The organism is Gelidibacter salicanalis (assembly GCF_007997285.1).
GTDB lineage: Bacteria > Bacteroidota > Bacteroidia > Flavobacteriales > Flavobacteriaceae > Gelidibacter > Gelidibacter salicanalis.
This window is the reverse complement of the sequence record NZ_VORX01000002.1, coordinates 1-22,807: the sequence shown is the minus strand read 5'-3', so window position 1 is coordinate 22,807 and position 22,807 is coordinate 1. Positions and strand designations below refer to the sequence as shown.

At 38.7% G+C, this 22,807-nt stretch carries 16 protein-coding genes; 8 read left to right on the top strand and 8 right to left on the bottom strand.

What is annotated here, in order from left to right; all coding sequences use genetic code 11:
- Window positions 1-56: 56 nt before the first annotated feature.
- The 5 genes from ES711_RS03310 to ES711_RS03290 all read right to left on the bottom strand — a co-directional run bounded on the left by ES711_RS03310 (window position 57) and on the right by ES711_RS03290 (window position 11,340).
- Window positions 57-2,039, bottom strand: a complete 1,983-nt coding sequence (locus ES711_RS03310) for a heavy metal translocating P-type ATPase (protein ID WP_146889976.1) — start codon at window positions 2,037-2,039, stop codon at window positions 57-59.
- Between the two features lie 9 nt (window positions 2,040-2,048).
- On the bottom strand, window positions 2,049-3,194 hold the full coding sequence (locus ES711_RS03305; RefSeq protein ID WP_170245230.1) for an efflux RND transporter periplasmic adaptor subunit: 1,146 nt from the start codon (window positions 3,192-3,194) through the stop codon (window positions 2,049-2,051).
- On the bottom strand, window positions 3,194-7,504 hold the full coding sequence (locus ES711_RS03300) for a CusA/CzcA family heavy metal efflux RND transporter (protein WP_146889973.1): 4,311 nt from the start codon (window positions 7,502-7,504) through the stop codon (window positions 3,194-3,196). The genes ES711_RS03305 and ES711_RS03300 overlap by 1 nt, the downstream gene beginning before the upstream one ends.
- 68 nt (window positions 7,505-7,572) lie before the next feature.
- Window positions 7,573-7,962: a hypothetical protein gene (locus ES711_RS03295; RefSeq protein ID WP_146889970.1), complete on the bottom strand. Its 390-nt coding sequence runs from the start codon at window positions 7,960-7,962 to the stop codon at window positions 7,573-7,575.
- Between the two features lie 54 nt (window positions 7,963-8,016).
- Entirely contained in the window at window positions 8,017-11,340 is a 3,324-nt protein-coding gene (locus tag ES711_RS03290) for a hypothetical protein (RefSeq protein ID WP_246139110.1), read from the bottom strand.
- 263 nt (window positions 11,341-11,603) lie between these two features.
- Here ES711_RS03290 and ES711_RS03285 point away from each other — a divergent pair, with 263 nt between their 5' ends.
- The 3 genes from ES711_RS03285 to ES711_RS03275 all read left to right on the top strand — a co-directional run bounded on the left by ES711_RS03285 (window position 11,604) and on the right by ES711_RS03275 (window position 14,829).
- Window positions 11,604-12,389 carry an exodeoxyribonuclease III gene (locus tag ES711_RS03285; protein ID WP_146889964.1) on the top strand — a complete coding sequence of 262 codons (786 nt, stop codon included), beginning with the start codon at window positions 11,604-11,606 and terminating at the stop codon, window positions 12,387-12,389.
- A 162-nt stretch (window positions 12,390-12,551) separates the two neighbouring features.
- A complete protein-coding gene (locus ES711_RS03280) occupies window positions 12,552-13,508 on the top strand; it encodes an OmpA/MotB family protein (RefSeq protein ID WP_146889962.1) in 957 nt (318 codons plus the stop codon).
- A 286-nt stretch (window positions 13,509-13,794) separates the two neighbouring features.
- Entirely contained in the window at window positions 13,795-14,829 is a 1,035-nt protein-coding gene (locus ES711_RS03275; RefSeq protein WP_146889959.1) for an aldo/keto reductase, read from the top strand.
- Window positions 14,830-14,904: 75 nt separating this feature from the next.
- On the opposite strand, the gene ES711_RS03270 is transcribed toward ES711_RS03275, so the two are convergent.
- Complete coding sequence (locus ES711_RS03270) at window positions 14,905-15,429, bottom strand: DUF5004 domain-containing protein (protein WP_170245229.1); 525 nt, start codon at window positions 15,427-15,429, stop codon at window positions 14,905-14,907.
- 636 nt (window positions 15,430-16,065) lie between these two features.
- On the opposite strand from ES711_RS03270, the gene ES711_RS03265 reads away from it, so the two are divergent.
- On the top strand, window positions 16,066-16,410 hold the full coding sequence (locus tag ES711_RS03265; protein ID WP_146889953.1) for a hypothetical protein: 345 nt from the start codon (window positions 16,066-16,068) through the stop codon (window positions 16,408-16,410).
- A 163-nt stretch (window positions 16,411-16,573) separates the two neighbouring features.
- Here ES711_RS03265 and ES711_RS03260 read toward each other — a convergent pair whose 3' ends face one another.
- Window positions 16,574-18,115 (bottom strand): Rne/Rng family ribonuclease, encoded by a 1,542-nt coding sequence (locus ES711_RS03260; RefSeq protein ID WP_146889950.1) that lies wholly within the window; start codon window positions 18,113-18,115, stop codon window positions 16,574-16,576.
- A 331-nt stretch (window positions 18,116-18,446) separates the two neighbouring features.
- Window positions 18,447-18,734, bottom strand: a complete 288-nt coding sequence (locus tag ES711_RS03255; RefSeq protein WP_066431871.1) for an HU family DNA-binding protein — start codon at window positions 18,732-18,734, stop codon at window positions 18,447-18,449.
- A gap of 134 nt (window positions 18,735-18,868) precedes the next feature.
- Here ES711_RS03255 and mutY point away from each other — a divergent pair, with 134 nt between their 5' ends.
- The 4 genes from mutY to gldD all read left to right on the top strand — a co-directional run bounded on the left by mutY (window position 18,869) and on the right by gldD (window position 22,516).
- Complete coding sequence (gene mutY / locus ES711_RS03250; protein ID WP_146889947.1) at window positions 18,869-19,912, top strand: A/G-specific adenine glycosylase; 1,044 nt, start codon at window positions 18,869-18,871, stop codon at window positions 19,910-19,912.
- Between the two features lie 242 nt (window positions 19,913-20,154).
- Window positions 20,155-20,607 (top strand): single-stranded DNA-binding protein, encoded by a 453-nt coding sequence (locus tag ES711_RS03245; RefSeq protein ID WP_146889944.1) that lies wholly within the window; start codon window positions 20,155-20,157, stop codon window positions 20,605-20,607.
- Window positions 20,608-20,630: 23 nt separating this feature from the next.
- A complete protein-coding gene (locus ES711_RS03240) occupies window positions 20,631-21,938 on the top strand; it encodes a gliding motility-associated protein GldE (protein ID WP_146889941.1) in 1,308 nt (435 codons plus the stop codon).
- Window positions 21,935-22,516, top strand: a complete 582-nt coding sequence (gene gldD, locus ES711_RS03235; protein ID WP_146889938.1) for a gliding motility lipoprotein GldD — start codon at window positions 21,935-21,937, stop codon at window positions 22,514-22,516. Before ES711_RS03240 ends, gldD begins: the two co-directional genes overlap by 4 nt.
- The last annotated feature ends 291 nt before the right edge of the window (window positions 22,517-22,807 follow it).

Here is a 22,807-nt window from a genome sequence, read left to right as displayed (position 1 = left end):
ATGAAAAGGTAGGTCAAAAAAAACTTTTTTAAACCTCGACATCCTATTTTACCCGATTATTTTTCAGAATAGGCCAATAATCGCAACGCATTAATCACTACCACTAAAGTAGAACCTTCATGAAAAGCAACCGCCAAACCAATGTTGGTTAAACCTAAAATTGTGGCAGGTACTAATAAGGCGACTACGCCCATACTGATCCAGATGTTTTGTTTAATGATTCGTTTAGAAGCTCTACTTAAACCGATGACGAACGGCAGCATCTCAATTTTATCGGACATCAGTGCAACATCTGCAGTTTCTAAGGCTACGTCACTACCGGCAGCACCCATGGCTACACTCACCGTGCTATAGGCCATGGCTGGCGCATCATTTACACCGTCTCCCACCATCGCAATCTTTCCGTCACGTTGCATTAAAGTTTTAATGGCTTCTACTTTATCTTCAGGCAATAAGCCGCCTTTTGCCTCAGTCAATCCTATTTGTTGCGCTATGGCATTACCTACATTTTGATGATCGCCCGTAAGCATCACCATCCGTTGTATGCCAATTTCCTTTAACCTTTTTAAGGTGGCCACAGCTGTTTTTCGAGGTACATCCATCACGCTAACTAGACCAATAACCTCACCAGCATAAGCTACTAACATTGCGGTATGGCCGCCCTGTAACATGCTTTCCATTTCGGACTTTAATTCGGGAGCGATGGTCATCCCTTCATCCGTCATTAATTTTTCATTTCCTATATACACCGTCTTTTCTTGAAATGTAGCACTAATACCCTTCCCTTGAATTGCATTAACGTCAGTAGCCATATGATCATGATCGATTACGTAAAGTGCGCTCAAATCGTTAGCAATGGCCTTTGCCAAGGGATGATTACTCATACTCTCCACCTCAAAGACCAGTCGCGCCAATCCCGTTTCCGTATATTTATAAGGCACTAAGTTGGTTAGTTTTGGTTTGCCTTCAGTCAGCGTTCCTGTTTTATCAAAGGCAATGGTGGTAATAGATCCCAAATCCTCCAAAGCTTTCCCTCCCTTTATCAATACTCCTTTTTGAGCTGCCCTGGCAATACCGCTCAATACAGCACTCGGAGTTGAAATAGCCAAAGCACAAGGACTGGCCGCTACCAATACCGTAATGGCGCGGTACAAACTGTCATTAAAAAGCTCATCGACTACTAGATAGGCAAAACACAAGAGAATTACCACCAGAATTACAATTGGCACATACCACTTTTCAAATTTTTTGGTCATGCGTTGGGTAGGCGACTTCTGGGTTTCTACCTCACTAACCATTTTAATCAGACGCGCTACGGTGGAATCTTTGCTCAACTTCAGAACAAGCACTTCAATACTGCCATCGCCATTTATGGTTCCGGTAAAGACAACGTTAGACTCATCAAGGTCTGAGAACTTAGGAAGGTTGTCTATTGATGCTATAGCTGTTTTGTCAATAGGCATACTTTCGCCAGTAATGGCAGCCTGGTTAATAGCACTACTGCCCTGAATAATCACGCCGTCCGCCGAAATTTTGGAATTTGGCCTAACTACAATAATGTCGTTAATTTTCAATTCTTCAACAGGAACTTCTTCAATTTTATCACCACGCTTTACCAAAGCAGTCTTCGGACTTAAATCGCCTAAAGCTTCGATAGATTTTTTGGCCTTGTTCATGGCATAGCTTTCCAAAGCATGTCCTAAACTGAATAAAAATAGCAGCAACGCACCTTCAGCCCAACTCCCAATATAAGCTGCCCCGAGGGCCGCCGCAATCATTAGAAAGTCAATTTCGAATCCGCCACTTTTAATTTTCTCGTAGGCTTCAATAGTGATGTAGTAGCCACCAGAAGCGTAAGAAATAAAATAAGGTATCAAATACAACCATATGGATTGCGTTTCTGATCCGAAGGTTTGAATTAAAAAGCCAATTAAGAGAAAGACGCCGCAAAGAAGTGAGAAATACAATTCCGTTCGTTTGCCAAAAATACCGTCGTGATCATGAGCATGATCATGGGGGTCATTAGAATGTTCTGCCATAACTATATTTTAATGCGAATGTCCGCCGCCATCTGACTCATTGAGCAACATGTAGGTACCATCCGTAACAATTTTTTTATTGTTTAAAGATACTGAATTTAACACTTCCACCATATCTTCAGTTTCATTCCCTAAGTCTAATTTTACTTGTTTAAACTCATAGCCCTGCGCGGTTTCGCGCTCTAAAACGAGTGCATAAAAATCATCGTCTTGCTGAATCACTGCGGTTTTGGGCAACGCCATGCCTTTAGAAGAACCCACAACAATGTAAGCTTCAGCAAACATGCCTACGATAAATGCGGTGTGGTCATTTTCAATATGACCATGCACCACCACACGTCTGTTTTCAGGATCAATTGTGGTTCCCACCAAATGCACTTCTGCTTTGTAAATGCTATCAGACGCTTCTGGAATTCGAAAGCCGATGGGCTGACCCTTCTTAATTTTGAGAATATCTTTTTCAAACACTGATAATTCCAAATGAATATGCTCTGTATCGATGATTTCCAGTATGACATCTGACGGCGACACGTAGGTCCCATTACTGATATTAACCTTAGTCACAAATCCGTCAATAGGAGCGTATAGATTTATGCTGGAGCCAATAGTTCCTTTCTCTACTGAAGCCGGATTAATATGCATCATTTGCAACTTCTTTTTTAAGCCATTGTAATGTGCTAAGCTGCTTTTATAAGTGCTTTCGGCTTTTAAAAAGTTTTTTTGTGAGGTGATGTTTTCATCATAAAGCGTCTTTTGACGGGTGAACTCCGACTTTAAAAAATTGAGTTGTTCCGCTACTTCGGCATACTCCTGCTGAATCTCCACAATCTCCGTGTTTTCTAAAGTGAGCAAATATTGCCCTTTCTTAACCTCATCACCCACCAATAGCGGGTTTTTGGTCACATACCCACCGATAAAAGTACTCACGCTCGATTTGTTTTGAGTGGGCACATCAATCATTCCGTTTACCTTAATAGTCGTATTGAAATCATAATCGGCAATAGTGCCAAAAGTCATTTTTTCACCCTCAAATTGGGCTTTGGTGATGACTAATGCATTGGTCGCCATTTTTGATTCTTCTGTTTTTTGTTCGTTTTTATCGGTTCCACAAGCCATGACAAGCGTGAACACAAACAAGATATATAGTTGTTTCATTAGTTTAAAATTAGATGATTGATTGCAATTATGGTTTGATTATAGGCATTAAGATTGTCCAAATAGGACATTTCAATATCCATTGAAGTCTCTATACTTTGAATGTATTGGAAGAAATCAATCTCACCCTCTTTAAGTGTGCGTTCTGCTGTTTTTATAATTTCTTCTGACAACCTTTTGCCTTGGGTTTCATAGTACAAGACGGCGTCACGATACTGCTGCAATTGGGCGTATAAGGCCTCTTTTTCAGCCTCCCATTTGGTTTGATAATCCTGTTGTTGTTCTGCAACAATTTCTTGAGCAAGTTTTGACGCTTTTATTTTTGAAGCATGACCAGAAAATAATACCGGAATCTTTAATCCCACTTGGTAACTCAAAAAGTTATTATTAAAACCGTCATTGGCTCCTTGTTGATATTCCAGGGTTATATCCGGGAGTAAACTTTGCTTCTCCTGTTGCAATTTGGCCTCATAAAATGTTTTGGAGGCCTCATAATACAGTAGACCAACATTGTCATTGAGCGCTCGTGGGTCGAGCTCCAATTTTTCTAAGGCATCGTCATTGACGGTAATGTCCTCCACTTGAACAATTTTCCGCAATCGTGCATTGTAAATGACTTCCAATTGCTGTGCTTGCTTATATAGCGTTTCCAATTGTTTTTGTTTGGACTGCGCGGTGATCATTTCTAAATAATTAGTTTCTCCCAATTCAAATCGGCGCTTGGCAGCCTTGGCAAAATTTTGGTATAAACTGTCTAAAAACCGGTAAGATTCTGATTTGTTTTTAGCGTAACTCAGATTATAATAGGCCGCATACACTTCTTTTTTCAAACTTTGAAGCTTGAGAGCGTGTGCTGATTCTTGCAAGCCAACCCTAGACCTGTTAACGTTTCGATCGGCAAAATAGACGGTAGGAAACTTAAAATATTGAGAAACCCCGAACACTTTTAAAGTTTCAATGGCGCCACCATCATTTTCATTTTTATAAAATATTTCAGTTTTATCGAAGCTGAAAGCACTTCCAACCAAAGCATCAGTTTCCTCAATTTGCAAGGCGGAGGCTTTGAGGCCGGCGTTATTTACAATGGCGATACTCATCGTTTCTTCAATAGTCATCGGTTGTTCTTGAGCGTTCATATTGAAAGTCAACATCAGCACCATTAGGGTTAGCAATCCTGATTTTTTCATTTTCAGATCTTTTTTCTTCTCCACCCAAGCGTACAGTACCGGCAATACAACTAGAGTTAGAATGGTTGCACTAATCAAACCACCAATTACGACGGTTGCTAACGGACGTTGCACCTCGGCCCCAGCATTGGTAGAAATAGCCATAGGCAAAAACCCCAGTGCCGCCGCTGACGCGGTCAACAATACCGGTCTTAACCGTTCTTGCGTCCCTCTTTTGATCCGTTCTTCAATATTGGTCATGCCTTCACTTTTGAGTTCTTTAAAATGTTCTATTAACACAATGCCGTTAAGTACTGCAATTCCGAAAAGCGCAATAAACCCGACACCTGCTGAAATACTAAACGGTAAATCGCGCAGCCATAAAAACAAAATGCCCCCAACTGCTGACAGTGGAATTGCAGTATAAATCAATAAGGCATCTTTAACGGAATGGAAGGCAAAATACAACAGAATAAAAATTAATAGCAAGGCAACTGGAACCGCTATTAATAACCTGGCCTTGGCACTTTGTAAGTTCTCAAACTGCCCTCCATAGGTGATGCTGTACCCAGAAGGGAGTTTGATATTGGTGTCAATAAGCGTTTGAACCTCATCAACAACGGACTGTAAATCTCTGTTTCTCACATTGACACCAACCACAATACGACGCTTGGTATCATCTCTCGATATTTTAGCAGGACCAGTGGTGTAACTAATTTCGGCCAATTCACTCAACGGAATCTTCCCGCCATTAGGCGTATCTACATACAGATTCTGAAGACTTTCCAAATTTTTCCGTTTGGAGGCTTCGAGCCTTACCACCAAATCAAATCGTTTTTCGCCTTCAAACACACTGCCCACAATGCCGCCAGCAAACCCAGCAGAAATAAGTTGATTGAGATCGGCAATATTGAGTCCATAACGTGCAATTTTGGCCCGATTAAAGTTGACACTCATTTGAGGTAAACCTTCTACTTTTTCTACAATGATATCTGAAGCACCTTCCACGTCTTGAATCAGCCCACTAATTTCCTCGGCCTTGCGCGCTAAAACTGATAGGTCTTCACCAAAAATCTTAATCGCCACATCTGCTCGCACTCCCGTAATCAACTCATTAAAACGCATTTCTATAGGCTGGGTAAACTCAACGTCCATTCCTGGGATAACCAGAAGGGCTTCCTTGAATTTATCGGCCAATTCATTTTTAGAACTCGCCGATACCCATTCGCTTTTTGGTTTTAATTTGATGATCACATCACTTTCTTCCATAGACATTGGGTCAGTAGGGACTTCGGCTGCACCAATACGCGTGACCACCTGCTCCACTTCAGGAAATTTTTTCAGTAATATTTGTTCGATTTTTGTGGTAATCTCAATCGTTTTACTCAACGAGGTTCCCGTTTTTAAAACGGGTTGAATCACAAAATCGCCTTCGTCGAGGGTGGGTACAAACTCGCCTCCCATCCTACTAAAAATCCAGCCACTTAACACTAACAACACCACAGACACTCCTATAACAATACGTGTGTTAAACAATGCCCAATGGATTACGGGTCTATATTGTCTGTTTAAAAAACGCATTAAGCGCGCAGAAACATTCTTTTCGTTCTGTTTTGTAGCTTTTAAAAATATTGAGGATACTACGGGAACATAGGTAAGACAAAAAATCATGGCACCTATCAAGGCAAAACTGAAGGTCATGGCCATTGGCTTAAACATTTTACCTTCCACCCCATCTAAAGACAGGATAGGGATAAACACGATTAGAATGATGAGTTGTCCAAATATGGCGGAGTTCATCATTTTAGAGGCACTTTTTAGGGTGATCTTATCAATTTCGGCCTGTTGATCAATTTTAGTGAGTCCTTTTATTTTGGCACTTTGACTGGCAATCTGAAAGGCAATAAATTCTACAATAATCACCGATCCATCAATGATAATTCCGAAATCAATGGCACCAAGACTCATTAAATTGGCATCAACGCCAAAGACGTTCATTAGGGAAATGGCGAATAGCAAACTTAACGGAATCACTGAGGCGACGACCAAACCTGAACGCCAATTTCCCAATAATAGGACCACTACGAAAATAACAATGAGAGACCCTAGAATTAAGTTTTCCGCTACGGTAAATGTGGTTTTGTCAATAAGTTCCGTACGTTCTAGAAACGCATTGATATAGACGCCTTCAGGTAAAGTTTCTTCAATAGACGCCACCCGCTCCTTTACCGCTTCAATGATTTTTTTAGAGTCGCCATCCTTAATCATCATGATCTGGCCTAAAACTTTTTCGCCTTCACCATTTCCCGTAATAGCCCCAAAGCGCGTTGCACTGCCAAAACCAACGGTAGCTACATCTTTTATCAAGGTGGGCACACCATCGTTTTTGACCACAATATTTTCGATATCTTCTAAAGAACTGATCAAGCCTTCACCACGGATAAAGAACGCCTGATTGGTCTTTTCTATATACCCGCCACCCGCGACACTGTTGTTTTTTTCGAGCGCCTCGTATAGTTCGGAGATTGAAATGTTCATGGCTGTCAATTGCTGCGGATTGATGGCCACTTCATATTGCTTTAAAAAGCCTCCCCAGGTATTAACCTCCACGACCCCCGGAATTCCAGACAGTTGCCGTTTGACAATCCAATCTTGAATTGTCCGCAATTCTGTAATACTATACCGGTCTTCATAGCCTGGTTTTACATCTAAGATATATTGATAAATTTCGCCTAGTCCTGTAGTAATCGGCCCCATTTCTGGTGTTCCAAAGCCTTCAGGTATTTTCTCGGATGCGGTTTTTATTTTTTCGGCAATCAATTGTCGTGGTAGGTAAGTACCCATATCATCTTCAAAAACGATGGTCACCACTGAAAGTCCAAATTTTGAAATGGATCGAATCTCCACAACACCGGGCAAATTCGCCATTTCTAATTCAATCGGATAACTGATAAATTGTTCAACGTCTTGAGTGGATAAATTGCGCGAGGTGGTGATGACCTGCACTTGGTTATTGGTGATATCAGGAACGGCACCAATGGAGATTTTTGTTAATGAGTAAATTCCGAAGCCCACTACAACTCCCATAAATAGTAGAATAATAAGCTTATTCCTTAAACTAAATTTAATAATGTTTTCTAACATAATGTATGCGTAAAGTGTTTTAAGCCATAGAGAAACGGCTTATTTATAATAACTTAAAATCATAGCAATTATGCCATTTGTGGCGGTTGAAACACAGATGGTTTCTCAAATAAAGACGTGCTTTCCTTGTAGAAGAAGTTAAAAGGGATTTCAGTAAACGTCTCGTAAGACTTTAAAATATCGAAATGTAGTAGTGTGAAATTTGTAGCAACTTGACAGCTATTATGACCGTCATGCTTAAAAGGAAGATTGTCGTGTTCTGAATGCTCATTTTCATGTTGCACTAACGAAGCACCATAATGTTCAGAAATAAATTGCGCGAATGAGTCGCCATAAGTCTCTTGATGATAAGTTGCATGTTCTAATAGCGCACTCAGCTTTGACACATCTTCAAAGCTGATATTCAAACTTTGAAAAAGAATCAAGGAGGCATAAAATATGGCGAGCAGCTTAGACATGATTCTACAAAGCTACAAAAAATTAAATAGGGTCGCCGTGATAAATCTCAGGTTCTAAAAATATGCCTTTAATTGCACCGTACCCGTATGAATGGTTTGGGAGGATTGCGATTTGCGTCCGAAATAATTAAAATTTAAATCTAAAAATGCTGTTAATTTCTTTTGGGCCAATAAGGACCAGGTGAAGTTTCTACCCGTTTGCAAACCTTCTAAAATCTGATAGGACACGGGGGTATTTGCTTTTCCAGTAAAAGCATTGTTAAAAAAATTGACCTCCCCATTCAGCGCAACTTTTTGAGCATTGTTGTAGGTGAATGCAAAACCAAAATTATTTTGAAGCAAATTTTCCCTATTCCCTATGGTATTATCTTTGGACGTATATTGATAAAATACATCAAAACGAGCATTTTCGTTAAATAAATAGGACACCTTTGGTTTTATGCGCGTCTCATCAATTTGATAATTCCTAGAGGTAAAATTCTCACTTAAACTCATATGTTCCTCTAAGCTCCCTTTTATACTTAAAAACCAACTCTCCTCAAATTTATGATTAAAATTGAGTTGATGGCTTTTTAGCCTATTTTCCTGAAATCCTATTGAAAGCAAAGTTCTTGACGTGTTGTTTAGAAAGGTATAAGAGGTGGTAAAGCGTTGTTGGCCACGGTTAAAAAACAACACATTCCTAACGCTTTTGTGCAATGCCAATTGCTTGTCTGCAACAGCATCAAAAGGGTTAAGATCAAAAGGTTGTTCTTCTCTGTTTATTTTCCGATCAATCAGATAGGACGTTTGGCTATAAAAATGCGACCAAAATTTCTTGGCGCCAGCTTCACTTACCACCCATTGATGCGGATTTATAGTCACCGTCTGGCTCAATCTATTTTGGTGTGTTTTTACATAAATCTGATTGGGCAAGAGCACCCGAATATATTCTCCTTCATCCTGAAATTGTGCAATTTCAAACTCATTAAGCTCCTGTATGCCGTTGTTATTATAGTCAATCCAAGTGTAAACACCTTGACCAGTCTCCACGTTTACGTATGTGAAATCTTGCTGAGGCAGAGTACCGGCATTGGTTTCAAAAACGCTGTTCCATTGAACCATTTGATCAAACCATTGCTTGTTGAAGGTTACTCTTGAATTTAAGGAGTGTTCGTCTTTAAGGCCTTTGTCTTTTGGTTTTAAGCTGCGAAAATTGATGTACACCCCAAAATCAGTCGTGGTATTTTGGATGAGTTTAGATTTTAAATAATAGGTATTTGAGCTGCTCACTTTTTGTAGAATAGCGTTTTTTAAACTGTCATTAACCCGAAACTTATAGCCCACTTCAGCGAACACTTTAGTGCTATCGCCCCTACCGTAAAACACTTCTGCCGATTTAAAACGCTGACTCAGGTTGGTCAGTCGATTACTTTGGATTTCGCGTTGTTCATTATCCTCAGCAGCTATTTTTGTACCCACCCACTGCTTTTTTAAATGGTAGATAGCGCTATTAAATGTTCTCAAAAATGTGGATTCAGAACTATGGCTCTTACTCGTTAGCCCACTGGTATTGGTAAACAGCTGCCAGTTGTCAAATTTCACACTCGCATAGACTTTATGCCGTTGGCCATTAAAATTCTCAGAATACTTTAAATGCTCAAATGTATAAGAAGCAAAACCGTTTTTAGGATTGTACAGCTCGACACCTGCAGTCAATAAATTTTGATTCCCTAACGGTGCATCCAAGTTCCAATCTCTGCTAAATTCGGCCTGATACAACCGTTGAATGGTTTTAAAGTCTTCTTGAATGATGTCCGCATCTAGCAATACAGAAAGATTCCATAAACTGTCTGATTTTATAAGCTGTTGTCTGACCCGGAGTTTTCCGGCAAAGCCATCATTATTGGCATCATCTAAATCAGAAAATAGATTCAAATCGTTCTTGCTTCCTGCAGCTTCAAAATAGATTTCGGTTCGATCAGTTGGATGATACGTTCCGTTCACCACGGCAACTTGTACTTTTGTAGGCGCAATCAACTTCACAATGGGCGCATAGTTGCCTTGTGAAACCCCAGATATTGGCGCCACATACTCATAAATATTAGAAACCGAATTAGTATTGACAAGCACATAGTCTCCTTGATTATCAGCTACCAATCGAAACTTTACACTGTACAGCTCATCCTCTGGAGTGTTAGAAAACTCAAAAACTTCCTTCCCGTCCAATATGATTTTTCGATATAAAATCCGATTTTCATTATAGGTTTCCCGAACACCTGAAGGCGCCACCATTACGGTTGAATCATCCCCGGCAAGCGCTAATATTTGCACCTGTTCTGGAGAAAGATTTTGCTGCAAGGGTTGATTTTTGGAGTCGATTTCCGAATAAACCGAAGCGCCAATTTTTAATTTCTCAGTGTTATAACCGCCACCGCCAAAGGCCGTAAATCTTGAAAAGTTACGTTCACTAAATTGGTAATCTACGGTAATTCGCATTTCAGAAGTGATGGGAAAGGTGGAATTGAAAATAATTTCTCCCGCATTATAGTCGATGATGTAATCTTGTGATTCCCCACGTCGTATCGGGGTGCCATTAACGTAAACAGTTTCACTCCCCGAAACCACCAGAACGTACAATTCGTTGTTGGGACCTCGTAATTTATACGGGCCCTGATTGCCTTCTTGCGCCGTAAATTGGCTGGTGGTAAATTGACCTCGAACCAATGCTCCTGCTGCAAAAAGATTGGTTGTGGCGTCCTCATCATCTAAATTGACATCGACAAGCAAGCCTTGAACGCGTTTGCTAAATCTGGCAAAATAAGAGTTGGTGTTCACCAAATCTATATCTCCCGCCCTAATTCGCCAATCGTCGCTTAACAATTCAATAAAGACCTGATCAAACTCATCCAATCGCTGGGAATATCCGCTTTCCTGCAAAGGAATGTTAGCATCCTGAATGGAGGCCCTTAGCGCTACTTTATCACTTAATTTACCGGAGATTTGCAAATCCAACTCACTGTTTAAAACGGAATTCTGATTGTTACCCAGGGTTACACCTCTCGAAATACTCCCTGAAGTAGTCAAGCCCTCAAAGGGCGTGAAATCTCTAGTCAAAGTGGATTGTTGTAACCGGTACAATTGCTGTATATTTGCCGTATTATCCACAATTATTTTAGCATCAAGCTGAACGTATTTTCGAGTAATGAAGTTCGGGTACCGTAAATAATTAACGATGACGGAATCTGAAGAAATTGGCTTTTTAAAGGTCAGTAGGGCTTTAGGAAAATCGATGATGTAATTTGTGCTATCAATTGGCACCCCTTCTTTAGTGGTCAAATTAAAAAGACTCGAGTTGATACTGACGGAATCTATTTGGATCACTGCTTTTACTGCCATCGTTTTCGTCCGGAAATTGGAAGGAGGTTGCTGTGCATACGCACAACAGCTAGCGAAAAAAAACACAAGAGCAGCAGCAATCTTCATTGGATGGTTTCACTTCTAAAGACAGCAACCAAAATCAATCGTTAAAATGCCTTTAAAATTACCGTATAAAAGTACAGTATTATTTAATTTAGCGCGAAATCAGCAATACGTATTAACGCAAAGACGGTTCACTACCTTAATGAACCTTGCGCCCCTAAAATTATAATCTTACCCTAATGAAAATTATCTCTTACAATGTCAATGGTATTCGCGCTGCACTTAATAAAGGTTTTATCGATTGGTTAAAAAGCGCCAACCCCGATGTCGTTTGTTTGCAAGAAATTAAAGCCATGAGAGCGCAAGTAGACGTTAAACTTTTTGAGGATGCGGGATATAAGTACCACTATTGGTTTAGCGCAGAAAAAAAAGGTTACAGTGGCGTCGCCATTTTGAGTAAAATTGAACCCGTTCATGTGGAATACGGTACAGGAATTCCGTCAATGGATTTTGAAGGACGAAATATCCGGGCCGATTTCGCGCCCACTTCCCCTGGCCAAGAAGGGGTTTCCGTAATGAGTTTGTACCTGCCTTCAGGCACCAATGATGCACGGTTACAACACAAGTTTGACTATATGGACATGTTTCAGGCGTATATTGATACTTTAAAAATAGCGGTCCCGAATCTTATCATTTTGGGCGATTATAATATTTGTCACGAAGCAATAGACATTCACAATCCCAAAGGACTTTCCAATGTTTCCGGATTTCTACCGGTGGAACGTGAATGGATTGGAAATTTTATAAACACTGGTTTTATAGACTCTTTCAGACACTTTAACAAAGAGCCCGACCATTATACCTGGTGGAGTTATAGAGCGAATTCTCGAGCCCGCAATAAGGGCTGGCGTTTGGATTATGCCTTAGTCAACGCGCCTTTACAAGAAAAACTGAAACGCAGCGTTATCTTATCAGATGCGGTGCATAGTGACCATTGTCCTATCTTGCTGGAAATTGAAGATTGAGAATTGAAGATTGTCGATTGTTGATTGTTGATTGCTGATTTTCGATTGTTGATTGTTGATTTGCGATTGTTGATTGTTGAGTTACGATTGTTGCTTTGATTTTTGATTTACGATTTACGATATAATAAAACCACATTTACCTATCACTAAACTTTTATAACCATGATTAAAAAACTGTCCCTTATTGTTTTGACACTGATGTTGGCGACCTCTTGTGTATCCAAAAAAATCTACACTGATTTAGAAAGTAAATATGCCACGCTCAGAAAAGATAATCGGAAACTATCTGATGAAAATGGGTCTCTAAAAAAAGATTTGCTGCTTTCTCAAAACCGATTGCTCCAATTACAGAGAGATTATGATGATACCACTGCCAAGCGTAACCAACTCCAAAGAGACTACGATGCCGCAAAAACAAATCTCGATAATTTACAGACGTCTTACGAAGCTTTAGAACAAAACAGTTCCTCAGCTATTGCCCAAAACTCTAAAAAGAATCGGGAGCTATTGGCGCAGTTGGAGGCTAAAGAACAGGCATTGGCAACTGAAAATGGCCGTTTACAAAAATTAAAAGAGGATATGGAAGCGCGTTCACAACGGATTGCGGAACTTGAAAGTATGATCGCTTCTAAAGATGCCGCCATGAACAAACTTAAAAATGCCATTTCGAAAGCATTGACCAACTTTGAAGGCAAAGGTTTGACCGTAGAGCAACGCGATGGAAAGGTTTATGTGTCTATGGAAAACAAATTGTTATTCCAATCCGGAAGTTGGGCAGTGGGCGCCAACGGGAAACAGGCCGTGAACCAATTGGGAGCAGTATTAGCAGAAAATCCTGAAATAGCCATTTTAATTGAAGGTCATACTGATAATGATCCTTACACCGGAACTGGCGTCATCAACAGCAATTGGGATTTATCTACAAAACGCGCTACAGCAATTGTGCAGATTTTAAAAGAAAACTCCGCAATTAATCCTGAAAACCTGACGGCAGCAGGTCGCGGAGAATATGCCCCAATAGCGAGTAATGACACCAATGAAGGCAAAGCAAAAAACCGACGCATTGAGGTGATATTAACCCCAAAATTGGATGAGATTTCTAAATTATTAAACGAGTAATAACAATTGTCAGATTGAGCGCAGTCGATGTCAGGTTGAGCGCAGTCGAAACCCTTTTAGATAATATTTCGAATATTAAATTAAAGCAACAAAAGTGTTAGGTTGAGCGCTGTCTATGTCAGGTTGAGCGCAGTCGTTGTCAGGTTGAGCGCAGTCGAAACCTCAATAAAAAAAACTCATGTTAATTCAAAATACATGTAAACAACAAACCTTTCCGTTCCACAAGAGCTGAAAGGTTTTTTTTATCTTTGAACATATACACATCAAAATTAGAAAGCATAGCACTATGACCTACACCACACTACCACAAACCGATATTAAAGTTAGCAAATTGTGCTTAGGCACCATGACTTGGGGCCTCCAAAACACCCAAGCTGAAGGTTTTGAACAAATGGATTATGCCTTAGACCAAGGCATCAACTTTTTTGATACCGCAGAACTCTATCCTGTACCTTCAGAGGCAAAAACCTATGCCGATACAGAACGTATCATTGGCCAATGGTTTCAAAAAACTGGCAATAGAGATAAGGTAGTCTTAGCCTCTAAAATTGCAGGCCCAGGAGAGTACACGGCCCATATCAGAACCAACGGCTTTAGTCCGGAGGCTATAAAGGACGCGGTAAACAAGAGTCTGGAGCGTTTAAAAACGGATTATATAGACTTGTATCAACTGCATTGGCCGGAGCGCATCACCAATACTTTGGGCATTCGCGATTATAAACATGAGGACGAAGCATGGGATGATAATTTCAACGAGATTCTACACACCTTTGATGGGATTATGAAATCAGGGAAAGTAAGACACATCGGAATTTCCAATGAAAAAGCCTGGGGCACTATGCGGTATCTGGAAGAGTCTAAAAAACATGATTTACCAAGAATGCTGACCGTACAAAATGCGTACTCGTTACTTAATCGGCTATTTGAAGGTGATATGGCTGAAATTGCCATGCGCGAAGATATAGGGCTTTTAGCTTACTCTCCATTGGGTTGCGGTGTGTTATCAGGGAAATACATTAAAGGTGAAGACTCTAAAAACTCGCGACTAAATCTATTCACTAGGTTTGCACGTTACAGCAGCGCATCCTGTACAGACGCTACCAAAAAATATCTCTCCATTGCTGAAGCACATCAATTAAAACTTTCTCAAATGGCGCTTGCTTTTGTCACTCAACAACCTTTTGTAACCAGCAACATTATTGGAGCCACGACAATGTCTCAGCTAAAGGAAAATATTGAAAGCATCAATTTAAATTTATCCGATGAGGTTTTAGAGGCTATTGAAGATGTTCACAAGATCATTCCAAACCCTGCGGCCTGATCGTAAAACCAGTTAAATAGAATAGAAAAAGCGGATGTATCATCCGCTTTTTCTATACCATTCCAATTGGACTGATTAGGCTTGAATTTTGGAGAACGTAAAAGTAATTTTAGTACTTCTTACCAATCCATTTACCTCGCGGATGTTCACCACCGCGAAATAGGTAAACTTGTCCTCTTCTTCATTAAATGCGATGGTGATGTTTTGCGTTGCACAACTCGACACTAAGGTCAAAACCTTAGCATTAAGACTCCATGTTCCGGTAACACTTTGCTTATTCTCACAGTCTGTAGAGATGGTGCCTTGTTTAAAAGCATAACTTCTACTGTTCAAAAACTCGTAGACCAAGTCACGTTGACATTCTGAATATTGCGCAAAAACATCCTTACTCGGATTATCTTTATTGTCATCGGTGATATCCAATTCGTCATTAGCTTCCATGCCAGTCAATACCCAAGACCCTGTAAAATCAGTTTCTTCAGCAGTCAGTTCGCCGGTAATTGGTTCAGGACAGGAAATGCCATCATCAGTATTACAGCCCATCATAAAAAGTGCCGTACACACTAATAAGGATTTCATCAATACATTCATTTTTTTCATTTTTTTGTAGATTTTAAGTTCATTTACAAGATGTCTGAAACTGCAAAAGGTTGCTTGCAAAGTGCATAAATAATTGAAGAAATCGAGAGAGCAGTGTGAACAGCTGAGCACTAGTAGCATACGAGGGCTCAACCACTATAATCTGTAAAAAAAAGTTGCGATACGCTTCAATCAGAGATCAATTATGGGATTTCTAAACCCTAAAATGCATCCCATAAAAGATGAGACATAAAAAAACCCCTTACTTCCGAAGAACTAAGGGGTTTATGATTTAATCGATTTTGTCGCCATTTTTATCATAAAAATGGTATTCAAGATATGTGTAAGCATCTCTGGGTAATACTTTTACCCATTTTTTATGTTCTAAAAACCTTTTAGATCTGATGGACGGGAAGGCTTTGGATAAGAAAGAAATTTTTAGACCCACAAAATTTTTTTATAATTTTAGACATAGAATCTTGTGACAGCTAAGATACCAAGATTTTACCTTATTAATTTTATGGAAGAATCGTAATTCAAAAAGAGAGAAATTATATGTATTAGACAATGGCACAATAACTTAACCATCTAGAATTAATTTTTGATTTTTGGCGAGCAACTGATGCATCCCAGTTAACCCCTACAAATAATTAGAAAATGAAAAAAATTAATTCTCTGACATGGTTTTTTTTAATACTATTATCCTCCTGCAATAAGGATGAAAAAAGCTTGTTCATCGAAGACTTTACTGTTTCTAAAGAAATTGTACTAGAACCCTACAAAAACTATCCATATTCCATGATGAATGTTTGGATAAAGGGCTATAGTAATGATACAATATTAATAAAGCTCCATTCACAAGATAGTGAACCCATTTTAAGATTATCAGGAGATATAGATGAAAGATGGTATACAGACTATTATGACGAGGGCAATAGAATTATCATATTTGAACCTTATAAAGCAACTAATGGAAAAATTGAAATTAAGACGAAACTTTAGAATTATTTTTTAGCCATTGTTGGTGTTTTCACCAACATCTGATCATAAGACCAAACAAGGTTAGATAAACTTACCATAGAAAACTGATTACCAATTTGGCTTAACTTTTAAAATAAGTCCATAAAAAAACCCCTTACTTCCGAAGAACTAAGGGGTTTATGATTTAATCGATTTTGTCACCATTTTTATCGTAAAAATGGTATTCAAGATATGTGTAAGCATCTCTGGGTAATACTTTTACCCATTTTTTATGTTCTAAAAACCATTTCGACCTGATGGAAGGGAATCCTTTGGTCAAAAAGGCTGCTATAAAAGGATGTGTGTTTAAGGTCACCTTCTTGTAGTCTTTTTTGAAAATTCGTTCCATGTCCTGTTGGATGCGTTGTACCACCTTGATTGGTGCTTCAATATCTTCTCCGCCAACATTTGGGTTCTCTTCTCTTGTCTCAATATTCCTTTCTGGGCGCACGCGTTGTCTGGTAATTTGTATCAGACCGAATTTGCTAGGAGGTAATATCTTATGTTTTGCTTTATCATCTTTCATTTCGTCACGAAGATGATTGTACAGTTTTTTTCGATTCTCTGCATTGCCCATATCAATAAAATCGACTACAATAATACCACCCATATCACGTAAACGCAATTGTCTGGCAATTTCAGTAGCTGAAATCATGTTAACTTCTAAAGCAGTATCCTCTTGATTTTTTTCTTTATTGGATCTATTGCCACTGTTCACATCAATAACATGAAGTGCTTCGGTGTGTTCTATCACAATATACGCACCTTTAGCCATAGAGACTGTACGCCCGAAAGAGGTTTTTATTTGCCTCTCAATACCATGTTTCTCAAAAATGGGCACGCCATTTTGATAATGTTTTACAATAGATTCCTTTTTCGGTGCTATTTGATGCACGTAATCTTTGATTTGCATATATAACTCTTCATCATCTACAACAATACTTGAGAAAGAATCGTTGAAGATGTCCCTCAAAATTGAAGATGCTTTGTTCATCTCTCCAAGTACTTTACTTGGGTGAGGGGCCTTATTAAGCTTCTTGCACATTGCTGTCCAACGGCTTAAAAGGTTCTGCAAATCAGTGTCTAACTCAGCCACTTTTTTACCTTCAGCAACGGTGCGGACAATAACGCCAAATCCTTTAGGGGTAATGCTTTTGACCAATCGTTTTAAACGATCTTTTTCTTCTTTGGATTCTATCTTTTGAGAGATAGAAATCCGATCTGAAAAGGGTACTAAAACAATATACCTTCCGGCAATTGACAACTCGCTACTAATGCGAGGTCCTTTTGTTGAAATAGGTTCTTTTACAATTTGAACTAATAGCGATTGATTGGATTTTAAGACGTCAGCAATGCTGCCATCTTTATCAATATCTTTTTCAAACTGAAAGTTTTTGAGCAGAAAATCTGTGTGTTTCCCTGTGCTTACACGTTTTACGAATTTTAAAAGTGAAGGTAATTTTGGACCTAAATCATGATAGTGCAAAAATGCATCTTTTTCAAAACCTACATTTACAAATGCAGCATTTAGTCCAGGAACGGCTTTACGGATTTTGGCAATAAACACATCACCAACCGCAAAGTTGTTATCCTCTTCATCTTTATGTAATTCAATAAGTTTTCCATCTTTTAATAAGGCAAAATCAACAAAGTCTGAACTTGAACGAATAATTAATTCCTTATCCATGTTGTTAATTTAAATCCGTCCTGAAATACATCAGAACAGATGGATTATACTAAATTTTTTGACACAGGATTCCCGATTGTACATCGGGATAATTCCGGTAAATTTAAAGCGGACCACAACCAGCGGTCACACCCAAATTTTATATCAAAGAACGTTACTGTAAAACCGAAAAAGTAGTTAAAAACTACTTTTTCAATTTATTTTTTCTTGTGACGGTTAGCGCGTCTACGTTTCTTACGCTTATGCGTCGCTACCTTATGTCTTTTTCTTTTTTTACCACTTGGCATAAATCAAGTCTTTTTTAAATTAATGTTTCGTTTTATATCTTTTACTATACTTCAACATTAGATTTAACGCCTTCTACAAAAACTTTTGCAGGCTTAAATGCTGGAATGTTGTGTGCTGGTATTTTAATTGTCGTGTTTTTAGAAATATTTCTTCCTGTTTTCTCAGCTCTTGTTTTAACGATAAAGCTACCGAAACCTCTTAAATACACATTATCTCCACTCTCTAAAGATGTTTTAACTTCCTCCATAAAGGTTTCAACGGTCGCTTGAACATCTCCTTTTTCAATTCCTAACTTCTCAGAAATTTTAGCTACTATATCAGCTTTTGTCATTGTTATTAATTTTAGGGTTTATCTATTAATTATAAGGGATGCAAATATAGGGATTTTAATTTCAATATTTCAAGCCTAATTAATTAAAATTTAAGCTTGTAAAGGATTATGTTTGCGCAGATTAAAAAATTTAAATGGATTTTAACAAGACTTTAACTATTTGGTATTCAGAACATAAGCGTGACCTCCCTTGGCGAAGAACTAAAAACCCCTATTACATCTGGTTATCGGAAATAATTTTACAACAGACCCAAATAGCGCAAGGACAACCTTATTACGAGGCATTTGTTACCAAATACCCTTCAGTTTTTGATCTTGCTAATGCCCAAGAAACTGAGGTTTTAAAACTTTGGCAGGGCTTGGGTTACTACTCTAGAGCACGCAATTTATACACCACTGCAAAATACATTGCCACAGAGCTTAATGGCGTTTTCCCTAACACCTATAAAGAGCTCTTAAAACTGAAAGGTGTTGGTGATTATACTGCCAGCGCCATAGCATCCATCTGCTTTGGCGAACCTACCGCTGTAGTTGACGGTAACGTTTACAGAGTATTGTCGCGTTATTTTGGCATAGCCACCCCAATAAATTCTACAGTAGGCATTAAAGAATTTAAAGCGCTCGCTACCTCTTTAATGGATCATGACCATCCGTCAGATTATAATCAGGCCATAATGGAGTTTGGTGCCGTGCAATGCAAACCAAAAAATCCAAATTGTCAAACCTGTCCTTTAAATGATAGCTGCGTAGCGTTGCAGAAAAACCTAATTGATCAACTCCCTGTTAAACTTAAAAAAACTAAAGTCAGCACCAAATATTTCAATTTCTTAGTCCTACTCTCCACGGATAAAAAAACCTTATTCCAAAAAAGAGCAAAAAAAGGCATCTGGCAAAATCTATATCAATTCCCTTTACTAGAAACGGATCAGAAACTTCAGATAGCCGATTTTAAAACACATCCGTTTATCCAAACCTATCTAGGTGATGCGCCCTATGAGTTTAGTCTCTATAATAATATAGACATCGTTCATAAACTTTCGCATCAACATTTGCATACCAAATTTTGGATAATAGAAATCGATCAATTACCGCAGCAAGGGATGCCCGTTGCGGAAATTAAACACCATCCGACACCCATTCTGATCAGTAATTTTATTGACGAATTCTTCGGTAACTAAGTTTTGTTTGTATTGATGGTAAGACTCACGTAAGGTAGTGTTCGTCGGAATACAACTTATATAATGTAGAAAACTAGACAACACCTATAATGATATGCATCTCTTAGTTTTTAAAAGTTACTTCATAGTAGCCTACTAATGTCACAAATTGTGGGCACTATAAATATTAACTCACATTTTTTTATTACTTTTAATAAAGTCCGTGCAATTGGTTAATTTTGCATTTAAATTCTTAAACGATTATGTCTGGAACTTTAAATAAAGTCATGTTGATTGGTCACTTAGGTGATGATGTGAAAATGCATTATTTTGATGATAAAAACTGCGTTGGACGTTTCCCTCTGGCTACTAATGAGACTTATACAAGTAAACAGACCAATGAGCGTATTAGTAATACGGAGTGGCACAATATAGTGGTACGCAATAAAGCGGCGGAAATATGTGAAAAATATTTAAGCAAAGGTGATAAGGTCTATATTGAAGGCCGTATTAAAACAAGAAAATGGAATGACGACAAGGGCATTGAACGCTATTCAACTGAAATTCAATGCACTGACTTTACATTTTTAAGTACTAAAAAAGACAGTCAGGAACATTCTTCAAATCAATCAAACCAATCCAATCAGCCTTCGCCAGCGTCAAACCCTAATAAAGACACGGCAGAGCCTGAACAGACTGACGATTTACCATTTTAAAAATTCAACTAACTTCATTTCCTTTGGACCCTGAACCCATACAACTCCTTATCCTTCAGTCTTCTGACAACATCTCCCTAATTATTGGTGTGGTCTTATTATTTGTTTTGCTTGCGTGTTCAGCCATGATTTCTGGTGCAGAAGTCGCTTTTTTCTCCTTAACCCGTTCAGACATTGATAACGGATTGCAAGAAAACGCTACGGCATTTCAAACCATCTCAAAACTCCTGGAACGTCCTAAAAAATTGTTAGCCACCATTTTGGTCGCCAATAATTTTATCAACATTGCCATCGTCATCCTCTTTGCCTACCTGGGAGAATTTGTTTTCCACCAGATTGGCATCACCTGGTTAAAATTCTTGCTGGAAGTGGTCATGGTTACCTTCCTTATTTTACTTTTCGGAGAGATTATCCCAAAAATTTACGCCAACAGAAACCGTAATAAATTTGCCATGTTCATGGCCCAACCGGTGCGTTTTTTAGACATCATCTTTTCCCCAATCAGTTTACCCATGCGCTCCATTACTATTAGTATTCACGATCGTTTAGGAAAACAGAAATCAAATTTGAGTGTCGATCAGTTGTCTCAGGCATTGGAATTAACTGGGGAGCATGAGACCACCATGGAAGAACACCGCATACTACAAGGCATCGTCTCTTTCGGAAACACGGACACCAAACAGGTCATGCGCCCGCGTATTGACATTTTCGCCTTGCATACAGATTTGAAATATTCGGAGATCATCCCGGAAATTATCAAGAATGGCTATTCAAGAATCCCCGTATATAAAGACACTATTGATACCGTGGTGGGTATTTTATACGTTAAAGACTTACTGCCTTATATTGATCGGAAGCAATTTGATTGGACAGCATTGTTACGGGAGCCCTTTTTCGTTCCTGAAAATAAAAAGCTCGATGATTTGATGGCGGAATTTCAAGAGAAAAAAGTCCATTTAGCGGTGGTGGTTGATGAATATGGCGGCACTTCCGGATTGGTATCCTTAGAAGATGTCATCGAAGAAATTGTTGGAGATATCAGTGATGAATTTGATGATGACGACTTGATCTACACCAAACTAGACGACAATAATTATTCGTTTGATGGCAAAACGCCGTTAAAGGATTTTTATAAGATTGTGAATCTCGATTCTGACGCCGATTTTGAAAATCACAAAGGTGAAGCCGAAACGATTGCAGGTTTCGTTTTAGAAATCTCTGGAATTTTCCCGAGGCGCGGCAGTAAAATAAATTTTAAAAATTACCTGTTTACGATTGAAACTTTAGACAAGAAGCGCATTAAACAAGTAAAATTTACCATTTTAAAATGATAAAAATTAAACTTTATAGTCTTACCCTACTTCTTGCGCTCTTTTTTTCCTGTGGAGAAGATCCTATCCCAAAACCAAAAGGATTTTTGCGATTAGACTATCCTCCGGCTGAATATGAAGACACTGATCTCAATTTGCCGTTCACATTTGAGAAAAACCTCCTTGCGGAACGCATCAAAAACATCAAAGTAGATTCTAAAAATGAAACTTTCGGGATAGACCTCAATTATCCTACCTTAAAAGGCACCATTTATTTGACCTATATTAAAGTGACTGAAGACAATCTGATCCCGCTAATTAGAGATTCTCAAAACCTGACTCAGGAGCACACTCAAAAAGCAGATGTTATAGAAAGCAATTTATACTCCAATAAGGAGCACAAAGTTTACGGAATGTTTTACGAAGTGGGTGGCAATGCAGCCTCACAATCGCAGTTTTACGTTACAGATAGTGTGAATCACTTCTTGAATGGCTCACTCTATTTTTACGCCAAACCAAATTTCGATTCGATTTTACCAGCAGCTGATTATTTAAAAAAAGATATTAAGCACATCATGGAAACCTTAAGGTGGAAATAAACAACTTCTACTTTTGTAAATTACAATAATCCTTATATTTGCTAAACTTTTCAAAACAACACAGTACAGGCAGGCCAAAAAAATTTTAAGTTCTAATAGAACGATTACCGACCAGCAACATGTGACCATTGAAAAACAATAAGATTGAATACATGTATCGAGCTTGCTGAAAATTGTAAAACCTAGAGCAATGGTTATTAGCGAGCAACATGTGACCATTGAAAAACAATAAGATTGAACACATGAATCGAGCTTGCTGAAAATTGTAAAACCTAGAGCAATGGTTATTAG

Coding starts and splice junctions, on each gene's coding strand:
- ES711_RS03310 (WP_146889976.1), bottom strand. CDS start 2,039: ATGGCAGAACATTCTAATGACCCCCATGATCATGCTCATGATCACGAC.
- ES711_RS03275 (WP_146889959.1), top strand. CDS start 13,795: ATGACCTACACCACACTACCACAAACCGATATTAAAGTTAGCAAATTG.
- ES711_RS03290 (WP_246139110.1), bottom strand. CDS start 11,340: ATGGCAGTAAAAGCAGTGATCCAAATAGATTCCGTCAGTATCAACTCG.
- mutY (WP_146889947.1), top strand. CDS start 18,869: ATGGATTTTAACAAGACTTTAACTATTTGGTATTCAGAACATAAGCGT.
- ES711_RS03270 (WP_170245229.1), bottom strand. CDS start 15,429: ATGAAAAAAATGAATGTATTGATGAAATCCTTATTAGTGTGTACGGCA.
- ES711_RS03285 (WP_146889964.1), top strand. CDS start 11,604: ATGAAAATTATCTCTTACAATGTCAATGGTATTCGCGCTGCACTTAAT.
- ES711_RS03300 (WP_146889973.1), bottom strand. CDS start 7,504: ATGTTAGAAAACATTATTAAATTTAGTTTAAGGAATAAGCTTATTATT.
- gldD (WP_146889938.1), top strand. CDS start 21,935: ATGATAAAAATTAAACTTTATAGTCTTACCCTACTTCTTGCGCTCTTT.
- ES711_RS03260 (WP_146889950.1), bottom strand. CDS start 18,115: ATGGATAAGGAATTAATTATTCGTTCAAGTTCAGACTTTGTTGATTTT.
- ES711_RS03295 (WP_146889970.1), bottom strand. CDS start 7,962: ATGTCTAAGCTGCTCGCCATATTTTATGCCTCCTTGATTCTTTTTCAA.
- ES711_RS03255 (WP_066431871.1), bottom strand. CDS start 18,734: ATGACAAAAGCTGATATAGTAGCTAAAATTTCTGAGAAGTTAGGAATT.
- ES711_RS03280 (WP_146889962.1), top strand. CDS start 12,552: ATGATTAAAAAACTGTCCCTTATTGTTTTGACACTGATGTTGGCGACC.
- ES711_RS03265 (WP_146889953.1), top strand. CDS start 16,066: ATGAAAAAAATTAATTCTCTGACATGGTTTTTTTTAATACTATTATCC.
- ES711_RS03305 (WP_170245230.1), bottom strand. CDS start 3,194: ATGAAACAACTATATATCTTGTTTGTGTTCACGCTTGTCATGGCTTGT.
- ES711_RS03245 (WP_146889944.1), top strand. CDS start 20,155: ATGTCTGGAACTTTAAATAAAGTCATGTTGATTGGTCACTTAGGTGAT.